This window comes from Rhizobium sp. SVR5-2C, assembly GCF_056755115.1.
The window spans coordinates 1-16,974 of sequence record NZ_JBNDHT010000145.1; the positions used below are offsets into that span (position 1 = coordinate 1).

The 16,974-nt window shown below is 60.7% G+C and carries 16 protein-coding genes; all 16 read left to right on the plus strand.

The window, feature by feature from the left end:
- Positions 1–673: NADH-quinone oxidoreductase subunit D-related protein (locus ACPYOI_RS29260; protein WP_481423724.1), on the plus strand; the 673-nt coding region annotated here is incomplete at its 5' end.
- On the plus strand, positions 673–948 hold the full coding sequence (locus ACPYOI_RS29265) for a hypothetical protein (protein WP_481423725.1): 276 nt from the start codon (positions 673–675) through the stop codon (positions 946–948). The genes ACPYOI_RS29260 and ACPYOI_RS29265, both read left to right, overlap by 1 nt.
- 16 nt (positions 949–964) lie before the next feature.
- On the plus strand, positions 965–2,122 hold the full coding sequence (locus tag ACPYOI_RS29270; protein WP_481423726.1) for an NADH-quinone oxidoreductase subunit E: 1,158 nt from the start codon (positions 965–967) through the stop codon (positions 2,120–2,122).
- A 10-nt stretch (positions 2,123–2,132) separates the two neighbouring features.
- The gene (nuoF, locus tag ACPYOI_RS29275) at positions 2,133–3,437 is read left to right on the plus strand and encodes an NADH-quinone oxidoreductase subunit NuoF (protein ID WP_481417011.1); all 1,305 of its coding nucleotides are present in this window, start codon (positions 2,133–2,135) and stop codon (positions 3,435–3,437) included.
- A 4-nt stretch (positions 3,438–3,441) separates the two neighbouring features.
- Positions 3,442–4,065, plus strand: a complete 624-nt coding sequence (locus ACPYOI_RS29280) for a 5' DNA nuclease (RefSeq protein ID WP_481417012.1) — start codon at positions 3,442–3,444, stop codon at positions 4,063–4,065.
- A gap of 174 nt (positions 4,066–4,239) precedes the next feature.
- Positions 4,240–6,321: an NADH-quinone oxidoreductase subunit NuoG gene (nuoG, locus tag ACPYOI_RS29285; RefSeq protein ID WP_481417065.1), complete on the plus strand. Its 2,082-nt coding sequence runs from the start codon at positions 4,240–4,242 to the stop codon at positions 6,319–6,321.
- Between the two features lie 12 nt (positions 6,322–6,333).
- A complete protein-coding gene (nuoH, locus tag ACPYOI_RS29290) occupies positions 6,334–7,377 on the plus strand; it encodes an NADH-quinone oxidoreductase subunit NuoH (RefSeq protein ID WP_481417013.1) in 1,044 nt (347 codons plus the stop codon).
- A 40-nt stretch (positions 7,378–7,417) separates the two neighbouring features.
- Complete coding sequence (gene nuoI / locus ACPYOI_RS29295; RefSeq protein WP_481417014.1) at positions 7,418–7,909, plus strand: NADH-quinone oxidoreductase subunit NuoI; 492 nt, start codon at positions 7,418–7,420, stop codon at positions 7,907–7,909.
- A 140-nt stretch (positions 7,910–8,049) separates the two neighbouring features.
- On the plus strand, positions 8,050–8,664 hold the full coding sequence (locus tag ACPYOI_RS29300) for an NADH-quinone oxidoreductase subunit J (RefSeq protein ID WP_481417015.1): 615 nt from the start codon (positions 8,050–8,052) through the stop codon (positions 8,662–8,664).
- Between the two features lie 23 nt (positions 8,665–8,687).
- On the plus strand, positions 8,688–8,996 hold the full coding sequence (gene nuoK / locus ACPYOI_RS29305) for an NADH-quinone oxidoreductase subunit NuoK (protein ID WP_027508541.1): 309 nt from the start codon (positions 8,688–8,690) through the stop codon (positions 8,994–8,996).
- Between the two features lie 7 nt (positions 8,997–9,003).
- Entirely contained in the window at positions 9,004–11,004 is a 2,001-nt protein-coding gene (gene nuoL, locus ACPYOI_RS29310) for an NADH-quinone oxidoreductase subunit L (RefSeq protein ID WP_481417016.1), read from the plus strand.
- Positions 11,004–12,515 (plus strand): NADH-quinone oxidoreductase subunit M, encoded by a 1,512-nt coding sequence (locus ACPYOI_RS29315; RefSeq protein ID WP_481417017.1) that lies wholly within the window; start codon positions 11,004–11,006, stop codon positions 12,513–12,515. Before nuoL ends, ACPYOI_RS29315 begins: the two co-directional genes overlap by 1 nt.
- A 16-nt stretch (positions 12,516–12,531) precedes the next feature.
- Entirely contained in the window at positions 12,532–13,977 is a 1,446-nt protein-coding gene (gene nuoN / locus ACPYOI_RS29320) for an NADH-quinone oxidoreductase subunit NuoN (protein ID WP_481417018.1), read from the plus strand.
- Complete coding sequence (locus tag ACPYOI_RS29325; protein ID WP_481417019.1) at positions 13,977–14,741, plus strand: biotin--[acetyl-CoA-carboxylase] ligase; 765 nt, start codon at positions 13,977–13,979, stop codon at positions 14,739–14,741. Before nuoN ends, ACPYOI_RS29325 begins: the two co-directional genes overlap by 1 nt.
- Positions 14,742–14,749: 8 nt before the next feature.
- Positions 14,750–16,420 carry a ribonuclease J gene (locus ACPYOI_RS29330; protein ID WP_481417020.1) on the plus strand — a complete coding sequence of 557 codons (1,671 nt, stop codon included), beginning with the start codon at positions 14,750–14,752 and terminating at the stop codon, positions 16,418–16,420.
- Positions 16,421–16,424: 4 nt separating this feature from the next.
- Entirely contained in the window at positions 16,425–16,829 is a 405-nt protein-coding gene (mce, locus tag ACPYOI_RS29335) for a methylmalonyl-CoA epimerase (protein WP_481417021.1), read from the plus strand.
- Positions 16,830–16,974 lie beyond the last annotated feature (145 nt).

The following is a 16,974-nucleotide window of genomic DNA, read 5'->3' on the forward strand; positions in this document are numbered from 1 at the left end:
CGGCGACTGGTGCGACCCCTTCTTGAAGGCGCTGGATGACATCGACAATCTTCTCACCGGCAACCGGATCTTCAAGCAGCGCAACGTCGATATCGGCGTGGTTTCGCTGGACGATGCATGGCGCCTGGGCTTCTCCGGCGTCATGGTCCGTGGCTCCGGCGCCGCATGGGACCTGCGCCGCGCGCAGCCCTACGAGTGCTATTCCGATCTCGAGTTCGATATTCCGGTCGGCAAGAACGGCGACTGTTATGACCGCTATCTGATCCGCATGATCGAAATGCGTGAATCGGTCCGCATCATGAAGCAGTGCGTCAACCGCCTGCTCGGCGATGCCAAGACCGGCCCATTCTCCTCGATCGACGGCAAGGTGGTGCCGCCGAAGCGCGGCGAGATGAAGCGCTCGATGGAGGCGCTGATCCACCACTTCAAGCTCTATACCGAAGGCTACCACGTCCCGGCGGGCGAAGTTTACGCCGCCGTCGAGGCGCCGAAGGGCGAGTTCGGCGTTTACCTTATCTCCGATGGCACCAACAAGCCGTATCGTTGCAAGATCAGGGCGCCCGGCTACGCGCATCTTCAGGCCATGGATTTCATTTGCCGCGGCCACATGCTGGCTGACGTCTCCGCCATCCTCGGCTCGCTCGACATCGTGTTCGGCGAGGTGGACCGCTGATGCAGCTTGCCGCGCTTTCAGCAGCCTTGTTCCTGTTGGCATCCGGAGCGTCAGCTCAGGACAATCAGGGCTTCGGACAGAAGCTGGGCGCGCCCGAAGTAGCGCCGCCTCCGGCCGCGAACACCTCCATGAGTGTGCTGTTGTCCCAGGGCTATGAAATCAAGGCTGCCGTTCCGAACGGCAACAAGTTCGTTGTGTTTATGCAGAAAGACCAGTCGGCCTATGCCTGCGAGATGCAGTCTCTGGCTGCCTCCCGGTGTGGGACCCTAAACTGACAAGGCGTGAGAAAGAATGTCTGTTCGTCGACTAGCCGAAGATCAATTCCAGCCTGCCGCATTCGCCTTCAATGACGAGAACGCGGCTTGGGCGGACAAGACGATCAAGAAATATCCCGCGGGCCGTCAGCAATCGGCAGTCATTCCGCTGTTGATGCGGGCGCAGGAGCAGGAGGGCTGGGTGACCCGCGCGGCGATCGAGAAGGTCGCCGACATTTTGGGCATGGCCTATATCCGCGTCCTCGAGATCGCGACCTTTTACACGCAGTTCCAGCTTGCTCCCGTCGGAACGCGCGCGCACGTTCAGGTGTGCGGCACCACGCCCTGCATGTTGCGCGGCGCCGAAGGTCTGATAAAGGTCTGCAAGAGCAAGATCCATGATCATCCCTTCGAGAGGAACGCCGAGGGCACGCTCTCCTGGGAGGAAGTCGAATGTCTCGGCGCCTGTGTCAACGCGCCGATGGTGATGATCGGCAAGGACACCTACGAGGACCTGACGCCGGAGCGCCTGGAAGAGATCATCCATTCCTTCGATGCCGGCATTGGCGCAAGCGTCACGCCCGGCCCGCAGATCGACCGTCATTTCTCGTCGCCCGCAGGTGGCCCGACGACGCTTCTGACGGCGGACCCAAAGCCGACGGCGAAGACCTCCGCCAAGCAGCCCGCAGAAGACGCGGTAAGCCTGCCTCCCGCCGAGGCCGCCCGGCCGAAGAGCACGGACGCTGAAACCAATCCAGCACTGAAGACGCCCCACACGGCGCCCAAGTCCGCGGCGAAAAACGCGAAAGCTGCGGAAACGCAGCCGCTTTCCGGAACGGCTGCAAGCGTTTCGGAAGCGAAGACGCCGGGCAGCAAGGGGCAGGGGGCTCCGGTCGCGGCAAAGCCGTCGCTGACCGACAAGAACCGCCCGGCTGGCATCGAAAAACCGGCAGCGCCGGACGATTTCAAGTTGATCTCGGGCGTCGGTCCGAAGATCGAAAGCACTTTGAACGAACTCGGCATCTTCACCTACGCACAGGTCGCAGGCTGGAAGAAGGCCGAGCGCGAATGGGTCGACGGATACTTGAATTTCAAGGGCCGCATCGAGCGCGACGACTGGGTCAAGCAGGCCAAGGCGCTCGCCAAGGGCGGCGAAGCGGAATATATCAAGGTCTTCGGTAAGAAGCCGCGGTAAGAGGTGAAGCATGTTACAAGATAAAGACCGCATCTTTACCAACATCTACGGCCTCAAGGACAAATCCCTGAAAGGCGCGATGAGCCGCGGCCATTGGGACGGCACCAAGCAGATCCTGGAAAAGGGCCGCGACTGGATCGTCAACGAGATGAAGGCCTCCGGCCTTCGCGGCCGTGGTGGCGCAGGCTTTCCGACTGGTCTGAAGTGGTCCTTCATGCCGAAGGAAAGCGATGGCCGCCCGCACTATCTCGTCGTCAATGCCGACGAGTCGGAGCCGGGGACCTGCAAGGACCGCGACATCATGCGTCACGATCCGCATACGCTGATCGAAGGCTGCGTTATCGCGAGCTTCGCGATGGGTGCCAATACCGCCTACATCTACGTCCGTGGCGAATATATCCGCGAGCGTGAAGCCCTGCAGGCAGCGATCGACGAATGCTATGATTACGGTCTGCTCGGCAAGAACAACAAGCTCGGCTGGGACATGGACATCTTCGTCCACCACGGCGCCGGCGCGTATATCTGCGGCGAGGAAACCGCGCTGCTCGAAAGCCTGGAGGGCAAGAAGGGCCAGCCGCGCCTGAAGCCGCCGTTCCCGGCCAATATGGGTCTCTACGGCTGCCCGACGACGGTCAACAACGTCGAGTCGATCGCCGTCGCGCCGACGATCCTTCGCCGTGGTGCAGCCTGGTTCTCCTCGATCGGCCGTCCGAACAATGTCGGCACCAAGCTCTTCATGCTCTCCGGCCACGTCAACAAGCCGTGCACCGTCGAAGAAGAGATGGGCATCACCTTCCGCGAGCTCGTCGATCGTCATGGCGGCGGCATCCGCGGCGGCTGGGACAACCTGCTTGCCGTCATTCCCGGTGGCGCATCGTGCCCGATCGTTCCTGCCAAGGACATCATCGACTGCCCGATGGATTTCGACGGTCTGCGTGCAGTCGGTTCGTCCTTCGGTACGGCCGCCGCGATCGTCATGGACAAGTCCACCGACGTCATCAAGGCGATCGCCCGCATCTCGGCTTTCTTCAAGCACGAGAGCTGCGGCCAGTGCACGCCGTGCCGCGAAGGCACCGGCTGGATGTGGCGCGTGATGGAGCGCATGGCCAAGGGCAATGCCCACAAGCGCGAGATCGACATGCTCTTCCAGGTAACGAAGCAGATCGAAGGCCACACCATCTGCGCGCTCGGCGACGCCGCCGCATGGCCGGTGCAAGGTCTGATCCGTAATTTCCGCCCGGAAATCGAGGCGCGTATCGACCAGTACACGGCGAGCGCACTGGATCACGGCGCGGTCCTCGAAGCTGCGGAGTAGAAAGATGAAGGCATCTCACAGTGCATGGAAGGAAGGCGCGACCGATCTCTCGGCCGACTTCGGCCGGCTTGCTGTCGAGATGCTGGAGCGTACTTTGCCGGTGCATCCGCTGATGGCGCCGCCCGTCGCCGCGATGGCGGCCGCGACCGCGATCGGTTTCGGCTTCTCGACGCAGATGGCGGGTGCATTCCTGGGCGCGATGCAGGGTGCGTTCGAGGCTACGCACAGATTGGCGGAAGCGCTCGACGACACGCCGCCGGAAGAACCCAAGCCGGAAGTGCGGATCAAGCCGGAACATATCCGGCCGGCAGCGGTGAAGACGGCCAAGCTTGCGATTGTCCCGGTAGCGGAACAGAAGGCATCGGCGCCGAGGCAACCTGCGGCGCCAAAGAAGCCGACGGTACGAGCAAGGAAAGCCGACGACCTGAAGCGGATTGCCGGCATCGGGCCGAAGCTGGAGCAGGTGTTGAACGCAAGGGGCATTCGGACCTTTGCCGAGATCGCGGCCTGGACGGATGCGGATATCGCCAAGATCGACGCCGAACTCGGTTTCGACGGCCGCATCGCCCGTGATGATTGGACGGGTCAGGCGAAGGCGCTTGTTGCGAAGGGCCGCAAGCGGACTTGATCTTTTGCGGCTGCCGCAAAGCAGCCGCGGACCCGGTTTCGGTTGCCGAAGCCGGATAGAGAATTTGGGCGACACCGGTGCCTGCGGGGACAAAATCCTGCCTGGCAGCGGCAAATGTTGCAGAATGGGTTTGTTTGCCGCCATCCGGCGAACAGGAAACAGGACTGAGTGACGATGGCAAAACTGAAGATTGACGGCAACGAGATCGAAGTCCCGGATCATTTTTCGCTGCTGCAGGCATGCGAAGAGGCTGGTGCTGAAGTTCCGCGCTTCTGCTTCCACGAGCGGCTGTCGGTCGCCGGTAATTGCCGCATGTGTCTTGTCGAAGTGAAGGGCGGCCCGCCGAAGCCGCAGGCATCCTGCGCCATGGGCGTGCGCGACATCCGCGGCGGCCCGAACGGCGAATTGCCCGAAGTCTTCACCAACACGCCGATGGTCAAGAAGGCCCGCGAAGGCGTGATGGAATTCCTGCTGATCAACCATCCGCTCGACTGCCCGATCTGCGACCAGGGCGGCGAATGCGACCTGCAGGACCAGGCGATGGCTTTCGGCATCGATACGTCCCGCTATCAGGAAGACAAGCGCGCCGTCGAAGACAAGTACATCGGCCCGCTCGTCAAGACGGTCATGAACCGCTGCATTCACTGCACGCGTTGCGTCCGCTTCACGACGGAAGTTGCCGGTATCTCGGAACTCGGTCTGATCGGCCGCGGCGAAGACGCCGAAATCACCACCTATCTCGAGCAGGCGATGACCTCCGAGCTGCAGGGCAACATCGTCGACCTTTGCCCGGTTGGTGCGCTGACCTCGAAGCCTTTCGCCTTCACGGCCCGTCCGTGGGAACTGAACAAGACGGAATCGATCGACGTCATGGACGCGCTTGGTTCGGCGATCCGCGTCGATACCCGCGGCCGCGAGGTCATGCGCGTCCTGCCGCGCGTCAACGAAGCCATCAATGAAGAGTGGATCTCCGACAAGAGCCGCTTCATCTGGGACGGCCTGAAGACGCAGCGTCTGGATCGCCCTTACGTTCGCAAGGATGGCCGTCTCCAGCCAGCGACATGGGCAGAAGCCTTCGGCGCCATCAAGACGGCCGTCGCTGCAGCGACCGGCGACAAGATCGGCGCTGTTGCCGGTGACCTCGCTTCCGTCGAGGAAATGTACGCGCTCTCCGAGCTGGTGAAGTCGCTCGGCTCCGAGAACCTCGATTGCCGCCAGGATGGAACGGCACTTGATCCGTCGCTCGGCCGCGCAAGCTACATCTTCAACCCGACGATCCAGGGCATCGAAGAAGCGGACGCACTTCTCATCATCGGCGCCAATCCGCGCTACGAAGCCTCGGTGCTCAACGCCCGCATCCGCAAGCGCTGGCGCCGGGGTGGTTTCCCGATCGGTGTGATCGGCGAAGCCGCCGACCTGCGCTATCAGTACGAATATCTCGGCTCCGGCCCGGACACGCTGAAGGAGCTGGTTGACGGCAACCATGGCTTCGCCTCGGTCCTGACCGAGGCCAAGAAGCCGTTGATCATCATCGGGCAGGGCGCTCTGGCGCGTGGCGACGGTGCCGGTGTGCTCGCAAGCGCTGCAAAGCTCGCGGACGCTGTCGGTGCTGTTGTGGACGGCTGGAACGGTTTTGCCGTGCTTCATACGGCCGCTTCGCGCGTCGGGGGCCTCGATCTCGGTTTCGTGCCAGGCACCAAGGGCGTCAATGCCGCTGACATGCTCGCCTCGATGGATGTGCTCTTCCTGCTCGGTGCAGACGAGCTCGATTTCTCGCGCAAGGCTGCCAAGCTCACGGTCTATATCGGTTCGCATGGCGACAACGGCGCGCACAATGCCGATGTCATTCTGCCGGCTGCCGCCTACACCGAAAAGTCGGGCATCTGGGTCAACACCGAAGGCCGCGTCCAGATGGGCAACCGTGCCGGTTTCGCACCCGGCGACGCGCGCGAAGACTGGGCGATCCTGCGTGCGCTTTCCGACGTCCTCGGCAAGAAGCTTCCCTTTGACTCGCTTGCCGAACTGCGCTCGAAACTCTATGCCGTGTTCCCGCATTTCGCGGCCCTCGACGAGATCGCACAACCAGACAGCGCCAAAATTGCCGCACTGGCCAAAAAAGCCGGGAAGATGAACAAATCCGGGTTTGCTTCACCCGTCAAAGACTTCTATTTGACGAACCCGATAGCGCGTGCCTCGGCTGTCATGGCCGAATGCTCCGCATTGGCCCGCAACAACTTCAAAGTCGCGGCAGAGTAAGGGCAGGGGACCATGGACTCATTCTTTTCGACATATGTCTGGCCGGGCCTCATCATGGTCGGCCAGTCGCTTCTCCTCTTGGTCTGCCTTCTGATCTTCATCGCCTATGTCCTGCTTGCCGACCGCAAGATCTGGGCAGCGGTGCAGCTTCGCCGCGGCCCGAACGTCGTCGGTCCCTTCGGCCTTTTCCAGTCCTTCGCCGACCTTCTGAAGTTCGTCTTCAAGGAGCCGATCATTCCGGCGGGCGCAAACAAGGTCGTGTTCCTGCTCGCACCGCTCGTCACCGTGCTTCTGGCGCTGTCCACCTGGGCTGTCGTACCGCTGGCGGATGGCTGGGTCATCGCCAACATCAACGTCGGCATTCTCTACATCTTCGCGATCTCGTCGCTCGAAGTGTACGGCATCATCATGGGCGGCTGGGCTTCGAACTCGAAGTACCCGTTCCTTGGCGCGCTTCGCTCGGCGGCGCAGATGGTGTCCTACGAAGTCTCGATCGGCTTCGTCATCGTCACCGTTCTCCTCTGCGTCGGTTCGCTGAACATGACGGACATCGTTCTTTCGCAGCAGACCGGCCTCGGCACCAAGCTCGGCCTGCCACCGTCGTTCCTCGACTGGCACTGGCTGTCACTGTTCCCGATGTTCATCGTCTTCTTCATCTCGGCTCTGGCTGAAACCAATCGTCCGCCCTTCGACCTTCCGGAAGCAGAATCAGAGTTGGTTGCCGGCTTCATGGTCGAATACGGCTCTTCGCCGTACATGATGTTCATGCTCGGCGAATACGCGGCCGTCTGCCTGATGTGCGCGCTGACGACGATCCTCTTCCTCGGCGGCTGGCTGCCTCCGGTTGACGTTTGGTTCCTGAATTGGGTACCGGGCATCATCTGGTTCACGCTGAAGGCGTGCCTGGTGTTCTTCATGTTCGCGATGGTCAAGGCTTTCGTGCCGCGCTACCGCTACGACCAGCTGATGCGCCTCGGCTGGAAGGTCTTCCTTCCGCTGTCGCTCGCCATGGTCGTCATCGTTGCATTCGTGCTGAAACTGACGGGATGGGCATGATGATGTCCGCCGTTGTTTCCAGCAAATTTGGAGGTTGAAGATGGCTAGCTTGTCTAACGCCGTCAGCTCGCTGTTCCTCAAGGAATTCGTCGGCGCATTCTTCTTGTCGATGCGCTATTTCTTCCGTCAGAAGGCGACGATCAATTACCCCTTCGAGAAGAATCCGGTCAGCCCGCGGTTCCGCGGCGAACATGCGTTGCGCCGCTATCCGAACGGTGAGGAGCGCTGCATCGCCTGCAAGCTCTGCGAAGCGATCTGTCCAGCTCAGGCGATCACCATCGAGGCGGGTCCCCGCCGCAACGACGGCACGCGCCGCACCGTGCGATATGACATCGACATGGTGAAGTGCATCTATTGCGGCTTCTGCCAGGAAGCGTGCCCGGTCGATGCCATCGTCGAAGGCCCGAACTTCGAGTTCGCCACGGAAACCCGCGAAGAACTTTATTTCGACAAGCAGCGGCTTCTCGATAATGGAGATCGCTGGGAGCGCGAAATCGCCCGCAACATTGCGATAGATGCGCCATACCGTTGATCGGAATTTGAAATGCCGCGCGGCGGGCACTTGCCTCCCGCGGTCAACATGCACCGGAGCTGTTGCTGGCTTGACGCTCGCGAAGCTCCATCGGGCAGGGAACTCCCGGCTGCCCGGGGGAAGATGAAAAAGGCACCAACATGGGTCTGCAGGCTCTATTTTTCTATCTTTTCGCCTTTGTCGCGGTAGCGTCGGCGTTCATGGTCATCTGGGCAAAGAACCCGGTTCACTCGGTTCTGTTCCTCATCGTGACCTTCTTCAATGCCGCTGGCCTGTTCCTGCTCTTGGGAGCTGAGTTCCTGGCGATGATCCTGCTCGTCGTCTATGTCGGCGCGGTCGCGGTTCTCTTCCTTTTCGTGGTGATGATGCTCGACATCGACTTCGCGGAGCTGCGCGCGGGCGTCCTCGAATATGCGCCGGTCGGCGCGCTGATCGGCCTGATCCTTGCGGCCGAACTGATCATCGTCGCCGGCGGCAGCGTGATCTCGCCCAACGTCGCAAAGAACGTCGGCATGCCGATCCCGGCCATTACCGAGCGCACCAATACCGCCGCGCTCGGCGATGTGCTCTATACGAACTACATCTTCTACTTCCAGATCGCCGGTCTGGTCCTTCTCGTCGCCATGATCGGCGCGATCGTGCTGACGCTCAAGCACCGCACCAACATCCGCCGGCAGAATATTTCCAGACAGGTTGCCCGCACGCCCGAGACCGCCGTCGAGGTGGTCACGGTCAAGCCGGGGCAGGGCGTCTGAGGCAGGGACAAGGAACAAAGAACATGGTCATCGGTCTTTCCCATTACCTGACGGTCAGCGCCATCCTCTTCACGATCGGCATCTTCGGCATCTTCCTCAACCGGAAGAACGTCATCATCATCCTGATGTCGGTCGAACTCATCCTGCTCTCGGTCAACATCAACATGGTCGCCTTCTCGTCGTTCCTCAACGACATCGTCGGCCAGGTCTTCGCACTATTCATTCTGACGGTTGCCGCGGCCGAAGCGGCGATCGGTCTTGCAATTCTCGTTGTCTTCTACCGTAACCGCGGCTCGATCGCGGTCGAAGACGTCAATATGATGAAGGGCTGAGTGGCTCATGTTCCTCTATAAGGCTATTGTCTTTCTTCCCTTGATCGGCGCGATCATCGCCGGCTTTTTCGGCCGTGCGATCGGTGCAAAGGCGTCGGAATACGTCACATCCGGTCTGCTGGTCATCGCCGCCATTCTTTCCTGGTACGTCTTCTTCACGGTCGGCTTGGGTCATCTCGAGGGTGGGCCGATCAAGGTCGAGGTGCTGCGCTGGATCCAGTCCGGTGGCATCGATTCTTCCTGGTCGCTGCGCATCGATACGCTCACCTCCGTCATGCTGATCGTCGTCAACACGGTCTCGTCGCTCGTACACATCTACTCGATCGGATACATGCATCATGATCCGCATCGCCCGCGCTTCTTCGCCTATCTCTCGTTCTTTACCTTCGCCATGCTGATGCTGGTGACCTCCGACAACCTGCTGCAGCTGTTCTTCGGCTGGGAGGGCGTTGGCCTTGCGTCCTATCTGCTGATCGGTTTCTGGTACAAGAAGCCGTCGGCGAACGCAGCCGCGATGAAGGCTTTCATCGTCAACCGCATTGGCGATTTCGGTTTCCTTCTCGGCATTGCCGCTGTGTTCTACCTTTTCGGTTCGATCGGCCTTGATACGATCTTCGGCAACGCCTCGAGCTTCGCCCCTGCGGAAAGCGGAGGTGAGGGCGGTCAGATCGTTCTCAATTTCCTCGGTATGCACCTCGACAAGTCGCATGCGCTGACAGCGGCCTGCCTCCTGCTCTTCATGGGCGCCATGGGTAAATCCGCGCAGGTCCCGCTGCATACCTGGCTGCCGGATGCCATGGAAGGCCCGACGCCGGTTTCAGCACTCATCCATGCCGCAACCATGGTGACTGCAGGTGTCTTCCTTGTCGCCCGCATGTCGCCGCTCTTTGAACTTTCGCCGGACGCTCTGACCGTCATTACGGTCGTCGGCGCGATCACTGCCTTCTTCGCGGCAACCGTCGGCCTCGTGCAGAACGACATCAAGCGCGTCATCGCCTACTCGACCTGCTCGCAGCTCGGCTATATGTTCGTGGCGCTCGGCGTCGGGGCATATGGCGCGGCGATCTTCCACCTCTTTACGCACGCCTTCTTCAAGGCGCTGCTGTTCCTCGGCGCCGGCTCCGTGATCCATGCCGTCGATGGCGAGCAGGACATGCGCCACATGGGCGGCCTTCGCGGGCACATTCCGATGACGTTCGCGATGATGACGATCGGCACGCTGGCGCTGACCGGCGTCGGCATTCCCTTCACGCCGATCGGTTTCGCCGGCTTCTTCTCCAAGGACGTGATCATCGAGGCTGCGTTTGCCTCGCACTCTCCGGCAGCAGGCTTCGCCTTTACGCTGCTGGTGATCGCGGCTCTGTTCACGAGCTTCTATTCCTGGCGCCTTATCTTCCTCACCTTCTTCGGCCGGCCGCGCGCCTCCCATGAGGTGATGCACCACGTTCACGAATCTCCGCAGGTCATGCTCGTGCCGCTCTACATTCTGGCGATCGGTGCAGTCTTCGCCGGCGTCCTGTTCGAAGGCCGCTTCTACGGCGAGGAGTATGCCGAGTTCTGGAAGGGCGCGCTCTTCACCAGCGCCGAGAACGAACTACTGGAAGAATTCCACCACGTTCCGGTTTGGGTAGGCCTCAGCCCCTTCATCGCGATGCTCATCGGCTTCGTCACGGCCTGGTATATGTACATCAAGTCGCCGTCGACGCCGCGCACGCTCGCGCACCAGCACCGGGTGCTCTACCGGTTCCTGCTCAACAAGTGGTACTTCGACGAGCTTTACGATTTTCTCTTCGTCCGTACCGCAAAGGGCCTCGGCCGCTTCCTTTGGCAGAAGGGTGACATCGGCGTCATCGATACCTACGGACCGAACGGCGTTGCCGCCCGTGTCCTCGACGTCACCAATCGCGTGGTCCGTCTGCAGACCGGTTACCTTTATCACTATGCCTTCGCCATGCTGATCGGCATTGCGGCGCTCGTTACCTGGATGATGCTCGGGAGTTCTATCTGATGACCGATTGGCCTATCATTTCAACGGTCATCTTCTTGCCGATGGTCGGTGTGTTACTGCTGTTGTTCATGCGCGACGACGGCCCACACGGTCGCCAGAACGTCATGATCATTTCGCTCGTGACGACCATTGTCACCTTCCTTCTCTCTCTGGTCGTCTGGTTCGGCTTCGATGGTAACAGCCCCAGCTACCAGATGGTGGAGCAATACGCCTGGATGGCGAACGGGATCTCCTACCACGTCGGCGTCGACGGAATTTCAGTTCTGTTCGTCGTCCTCGCGACTTTCCTGATGCCTTTCGGCGTGTTGACGAGCTGGAATGCGATTACGCTGCGCCCCCGGGATTACATGATCGCCTTCCTGGTCTTGGAAACGCTGATCATCGGCGTTTTCGCCTCCATGGACATTGTCCTCTTCTACGTGTTCTTCGAAGCCAGCCTTATCCCGATGTTCCTGATCATCGGTGTGTGGGGCGGACCTCGGCGCATCTACGCGACGTTCAAGTTCTTCCTCTACACGCTGCTTGGCTCCATCTTCATGCTGATCGCCATCATTGCGTGCTATATCGAGGTTGGCTCGACGTCGATCCCGGCACTCCTCGGCCATCATTTCTCCCCGGAAATGCAGACGTGGCTCTGGCTTGCGTTCTTCGCGTCCTTTGCCGTCAAGGTACCGATGTGGCCCTTCCACACCTGGTTGCCGGACGCGCACGTCGAGGCTCCTACGGCTGGCTCCGTCGACCTTGCAGCGTTGCTCCTGAAGTTCGGCGGCTATGGCTTCCTGCGGTTCTCCCTGCCGATGTTCCCGCATGCGTCGGAGTACTTCGCGCCGCTCATCTTCGGTCTGTCGATAACCGCCATCATCTACGCATCGCTGGTGTCGCTGATGCAGACCGACATCAAAAAGATGATCGCTTATTCGTCGGTGGCGCATATGGGCTACGTGACGATGGGTATCTTCGCCGTGAACCAGGAAGGCATTCATGGTGCGATCTTCCAGATGCTGTCGCACGGCATCATCTCGGGCGCGCTCTTCCTCTGCGTCGGCGTCATCTATGAACGCACCCATACCCGCGACATCTCGCACTATGGCGGCGTGGTCAGCACGATGCCGCGGTATGCCACCGCTCTGATGGTATTCACCATGGCCAATGTCGGCTTGCCGGGAACATCCGGTTTCGTCGGCGAGTTTCTGACGGTGATCGGCATATTCCGCGTCAACACCTGGGTCGCAATTTTCGCGGCCTCAGGTGTGATCCTGTCGGCTGCCTATATGCTCTGGCTTTATCGTCGCATCATCTTTGGTGCGCTCGAAAGGCAATCGATCAAGGAGCTGCTGGATATCTCCTTCCGCGAGAAGTTCATCGTTTATCCCTTGATGGCGGTGATCATCTTCTTCGGTATCTATCCTGCTCCGGTCTTTGATGCGTCGGCTGCTTCAGTGGATCTGCTAATCAACAATTACCGCGCGGCAGTCGACGCCCTGCCGAGCACCGCACTGCTTGTGAAATGATGACGGGACTTTGGAAATGACTGCTGAAACACTCTTTGCCAGCCTGCATCTTTCCGCGCCGGAACTCATCCTGGCGGTCGGCGCCCTTGTCCTGCTCATGATCGGCGTATTCGCGGGCGAGCGGTCCGGGCGCGTGGTGAGCGTGCTCGCGATGATCCTGTTTGCCGCGTCGGCGCTCTGGCTGATCTTCGTGCCGGCCGAAGGCGTTGCTTATGGCGGTGTCTACCGGGCGGACGGCTTCTCCCGCTTCATGAAGGTGACGGCGCTTATCGGCTCCTTCGCGGCGCTTTTCATGTCGATTGGCCACGCAAGGGAAAATCAGCTCGACAAGTTCGAGTTTCCGGTCCTGGTCGTGCTCGCCACGCTAGGCGTCCTGCTGATGATCTCGGCAAACGACCTGATCGCCCTTTATCTCGGCCTCGAGTTGCAGTCGCTGTCAATCTACGTCATCGCGGCAATCAACCGCGAGAACCTGAAGTCCTCGGAAGCTGGCCTCAAGTACTTCGTTCTTGGTGCGCTTTCTTCAGGCTTGCTGCTCTACGGAATGTCGCTGGTTTATGGCTTCACAGGCCACACGCAGTTCGTCGCCATCGCTCAGGCGCTTTCCGTCGAAGGCGCGCGGTCGCTCGGCCTGATCTTCGGGCTGGTCTTCATCCTCGCAGGCATCGCCTTCAAGCTTTCGGCCGTTCCTTTCCACATGTGGACCCCGGACGTCTACGAAGGCGCCCCGACGCCGGTCACTGCCTTCCTTGCAAGCGCGCCGAAGGTTGCTGCGATGGCGATGATGACGCGCATCGTCATCACTGCCTTCCAGCCGATCATCGCCGACTGGCAGCAGGTGGTGGTGTTCGTCTCGATCGCGTCGATGGTGCTCGGGTCCTTTGCCGCGATCGGCCAGAGGAACATCAAGCGCCTGATGGCCTATTCCTCGATCGGTCACATGGGCTTTGCACTGGTCGGGCTCGCCGCCGGCAACCCCGACGGCGTAGCCGGCGTGATGCTTTACATGCTCATCTATCTCGTCATGTCCCTCGGCAGCTTCGCGATTATCATGTCGATGCGCCGCAAGGACGGCACAGTCGTTGAAGCCGTTGATGAACTCGCCGGCCTTTCGAGCACGAACCCCTTCATGGCGACGATCCTGACGATCCTGATGTTCTCGCTCGCGGGCATTCCGCCGCTTGCAGGCTTCTTCGCGAAGTACTTCGTCTTCGTGGCCGCCGTCGAGGCCAAGCTTTACGCGCTCGCCCTCATCGGCCTTCTGTCATCGGTCGTCGGCGCCTACTACTATCTGCGTATCATCAAGCTGATGTGGTTCGATGAAGCGACGGATGAGTTCGGCCGCGTGCCCGGCGCGCTTCGCTTGGTCTTCGGCCTTTCTGGAGCATTCGTTCTGGCGTATATCTTTTTTGCCGGGCCGATCGGTGTTGCGACCGAGCTTGCGGCGGCGACTCTCTTTTGATGGCGTCTCCCACACGGCGCCGGATATCGCTCGGCGATTTCCGGCACGAGGCGCTGTCTGAAACGTCATCCACGAATAGCGAATGCCTTGCCCGAGCCCGGGCTGGCGACCCCGGGTTCCTCTGGGTGACCGCCGAAAGGCAGACGAGCGGACGCGGTCGCCGTGGCCGCGCCTGGGCGTCGGAACGGGGAAATCTCTACGCTTCTCTTCTTTTGATCGAGCCGGCGCCGGTGGAGCGCCTGGCGTCGCTTCCGCTGGCGATCGCGGTTGCCGTGCATCAGGCGATCCGGATGGTTCTGCCGCCGGGCAGCGCACCGCTTGAGGTGAAGTGGCCGAACGACATTCTGATCTGCCGCAAGAAGACCTGTGGAATTCTCGTGGAAGGCGAACGGCTGGACGATGGCCGTCAGGCTTTGGTCATCGGGATCGGCGTCAATGTCTCGGTCATGCCGGACAGTCCGCTCTATCCGGTCACCTGTCTGCGTGAGCATGGAAGTGCTGCCTCTCCGGAAGAGCTCTTTGCCCATCTCTTCCGCTCGATGGCAGAGGTGCTCGACATCTGGAGCGAGGGGCGCGGCATTCGCGAGATTGCCGCCCGCTGGCGCGATGTCGCTTGCGGCATCGGGGAGAAGATCACGGTCAATCTGCCGGACCGTTCGATTTCCGGGCAATTCGTCGGAATTGATGATAATGGCTTGTTGATGCTTAAAACCGGCGCGGGCAAGATGATGCAGATTGCCGCCGGAGATGTGTTTTTTGGATAGCTGAGCTTATGGCAAAACAGGACGAACTGGTATTTCTGCCTCTGGGCGGCGTCGGCGAAATTGGAATGAATCTCGCGCTGTACGGTTATGGCCGGGCGGATAACCGCCAGTGGATCATGGTTGACTGCGGCGTCACCTTTCCCGGCCCGGACCTGCCGGGCGTCGATCTGGTGCTGCCGGATATCGGTTATCTCGCCAAGGAGCGTAAGAACCTCAAGGCGATCATCATCACACATGCGCATGAGGATCACTATGGCGCGCTGGCCGACCTTTGGCCGGGCCTGAATGTTCCCGTCTACGGTTCGCCGTTCACAGCAGGGCTGCTGGAAGCCAAGCGCAATTTCGAGAAGGACGCAATCGGCGAGGTGCCGGTCACAATCTTCAAGGCCGGCGATACCATCAATGTCGGTCCGTTCAGCATCGAGGGCGTCGCTGTCAACCACTCGATCCCCGAGCCGATGTCGCTGATGATCCGCACGCCTCTGGGGAACGTCATTCATACCGGCGACTGGAAGATCGACCACGAGCCTTCGCTTGGGCCGCTCACCAACGAGACCCGCTTCCGCCAACTCGGCGATGAAGGCGTGTTGGCTCTGATGTGCGATTCCACCAATGCGCTGCGTGACGGTGTGTCGCCGTCCGAGAAAGACGTTTCGGAAAGCCTTGCCAAGATCATCGAGGATGCCGAAGGCCGGGTGGCGGTTACCACCTTCTCCTCCAACGTCGGCCGCATCCGCACCATTGCCGAGGCCGCTGAGGCTGCTGGCCGTGAAGTCCTGCTGCTTGGAAGTTCGCTGAAGCGCGTCGTCGACGTCTCGCGCGATATCGGGCTGATGGAAGGTATCAAGCCGTTCATCGCGGAAGACGAGTATGGCTATATTCCGCGTGACAAGGTCGTGGTTATCCTGACCGGCAGCCAGGGCGAGCCGCGTGCCGCACTCGCCAAGCTTTCGCGTGACGAGATGCGCAACGTCGCATTCTCCGCCGGCGATATCGTTGTCTTCTCGTCGCGCGCCATACCGGGAAACGAGAAGGCGATTCAGGACATCAAGAATGGTCTCATCGAGCAGGGCGTGCACGTCATCACCGACAGCGAGGCCTTGGTTCACGTCTCCGGTCATCCTCGCCGCAATGAGCTGCAGAAGATGTACGAGCTGACGCGGCCGAAGATCGTCGTGCCGGTGCACGGCGAGGCAACGCACCTGACCGCGCACAAGGAGCTGGCGGAGCAATCCGGTATCGGCATGGTGCCGCGCGTGCGTAACGGTGACGTGCTGCGCCTGGCGCCTGGTCCGGCCGAAGTCATCGACGAGGCGCCGCACGGGCGGATTTACAAGGACGGCTTGCTTATCGGCGATTTCGACGAAATGGGCATTGGCGAGCGCAAGAAGCTTTCCTATGTCGGCCATGTCGCCGTCAACGTCGTGATCGACAGCCGCTTTGACATCATCGGCGACCCTGACCTGGTTGCGGTCGGGCTTCCGGTCTTTGACGACGAGGGCGACGACATGGAAGACGCACTCTTTGACGCCGTCGTCGGCGCAATAGAAAGCATTCCGCGCGCCCGCCGCAAGGACCTTAATATGCTGCAGGAGGCAGTGCGCCGGGCGGTCCGCGCCGCGGCGAACCAGATCTGGGGCAAGAAGCCGGTCGTGACGGCGTTCATTACCAAGGTATGATCCGATGCTGGGCCGCGTGAACCACATCGCCATCGTCGTTCCCGATCTTGCTGCAGCAACGGCAAGCTATCGCGATACGCTCGGTGCGAAGGTTTCCGCGCCGCAGCCGCTGCCTGAGCATGGCGTTACCGTCGTCTTCGTGGAGTTGCCGAACACGAAAGTAGAGCTGCTGGAGCCGCTCGGTGAAAATTCGCCCGTCGCCGCCTTCCTGGAAAAGAGTCCATCCGGCGGCATGCACCACATCTGCTACGAGGTCGCGGATATTCTTGCGGCGCGCGACCACCTTGTGAATGCCGGGGCGAGGGTGCTGGGCAGCGGCGAACCGAAGACCGGTGCCCATGGCAAGCCGGTCCTCTTCCTGCACCCGAAGGATTTCTTTGGTACCCTGATCGAGCTGGAACAGGTCTAGCTGGTCCGTCGGAACAGAAGAACCGGAAGACCGTTTGAGCTCTCCGTTATTCCGCTCTATAAGCGTATCTGTTGCGATGTTCGCAGCCGCACCTCGGGACATAAGAATGCTGCAGATTTTTCTACAGGGCTTTGCGGTCTATTTC

Coding starts and splice junctions, on each gene's coding strand:
- ACPYOI_RS29265 (WP_481423725.1), top strand. CDS start 673: ATGCAGCTTGCCGCGCTTTCAGCAGCCTTGTTCCTGTTGGCATCCGGA.
- ACPYOI_RS29270 (WP_481423726.1), top strand. CDS start 965: ATGTCTGTTCGTCGACTAGCCGAAGATCAATTCCAGCCTGCCGCATTC.
- nuoF (WP_481417011.1), top strand. CDS start 2,133: ATGTTACAAGATAAAGACCGCATCTTTACCAACATCTACGGCCTCAAG.
- ACPYOI_RS29280 (WP_481417012.1), top strand. CDS start 3,442: ATGAAGGCATCTCACAGTGCATGGAAGGAAGGCGCGACCGATCTCTCG.
- nuoG (WP_481417065.1), top strand. CDS start 4,240: ATGGCAAAACTGAAGATTGACGGCAACGAGATCGAAGTCCCGGATCAT.
- nuoH (WP_481417013.1), top strand. CDS start 6,334: ATGGACTCATTCTTTTCGACATATGTCTGGCCGGGCCTCATCATGGTC.
- nuoI (WP_481417014.1), top strand. CDS start 7,418: ATGGCTAGCTTGTCTAACGCCGTCAGCTCGCTGTTCCTCAAGGAATTC.
- ACPYOI_RS29300 (WP_481417015.1), top strand. CDS start 8,050: ATGGGTCTGCAGGCTCTATTTTTCTATCTTTTCGCCTTTGTCGCGGTA.
- nuoK (WP_027508541.1), top strand. CDS start 8,688: ATGGTCATCGGTCTTTCCCATTACCTGACGGTCAGCGCCATCCTCTTC.
- nuoL (WP_481417016.1), top strand. CDS start 9,004: ATGTTCCTCTATAAGGCTATTGTCTTTCTTCCCTTGATCGGCGCGATC.
- ACPYOI_RS29315 (WP_481417017.1), top strand. CDS start 11,004: ATGACCGATTGGCCTATCATTTCAACGGTCATCTTCTTGCCGATGGTC.
- nuoN (WP_481417018.1), top strand. CDS start 12,532: ATGACTGCTGAAACACTCTTTGCCAGCCTGCATCTTTCCGCGCCGGAA.
- ACPYOI_RS29325 (WP_481417019.1), top strand. CDS start 13,977: ATGGCGTCTCCCACACGGCGCCGGATATCGCTCGGCGATTTCCGGCAC.
- ACPYOI_RS29330 (WP_481417020.1), top strand. CDS start 14,750: ATGGCAAAACAGGACGAACTGGTATTTCTGCCTCTGGGCGGCGTCGGC.
- mce (WP_481417021.1), top strand. CDS start 16,425: ATGCTGGGCCGCGTGAACCACATCGCCATCGTCGTTCCCGATCTTGCT.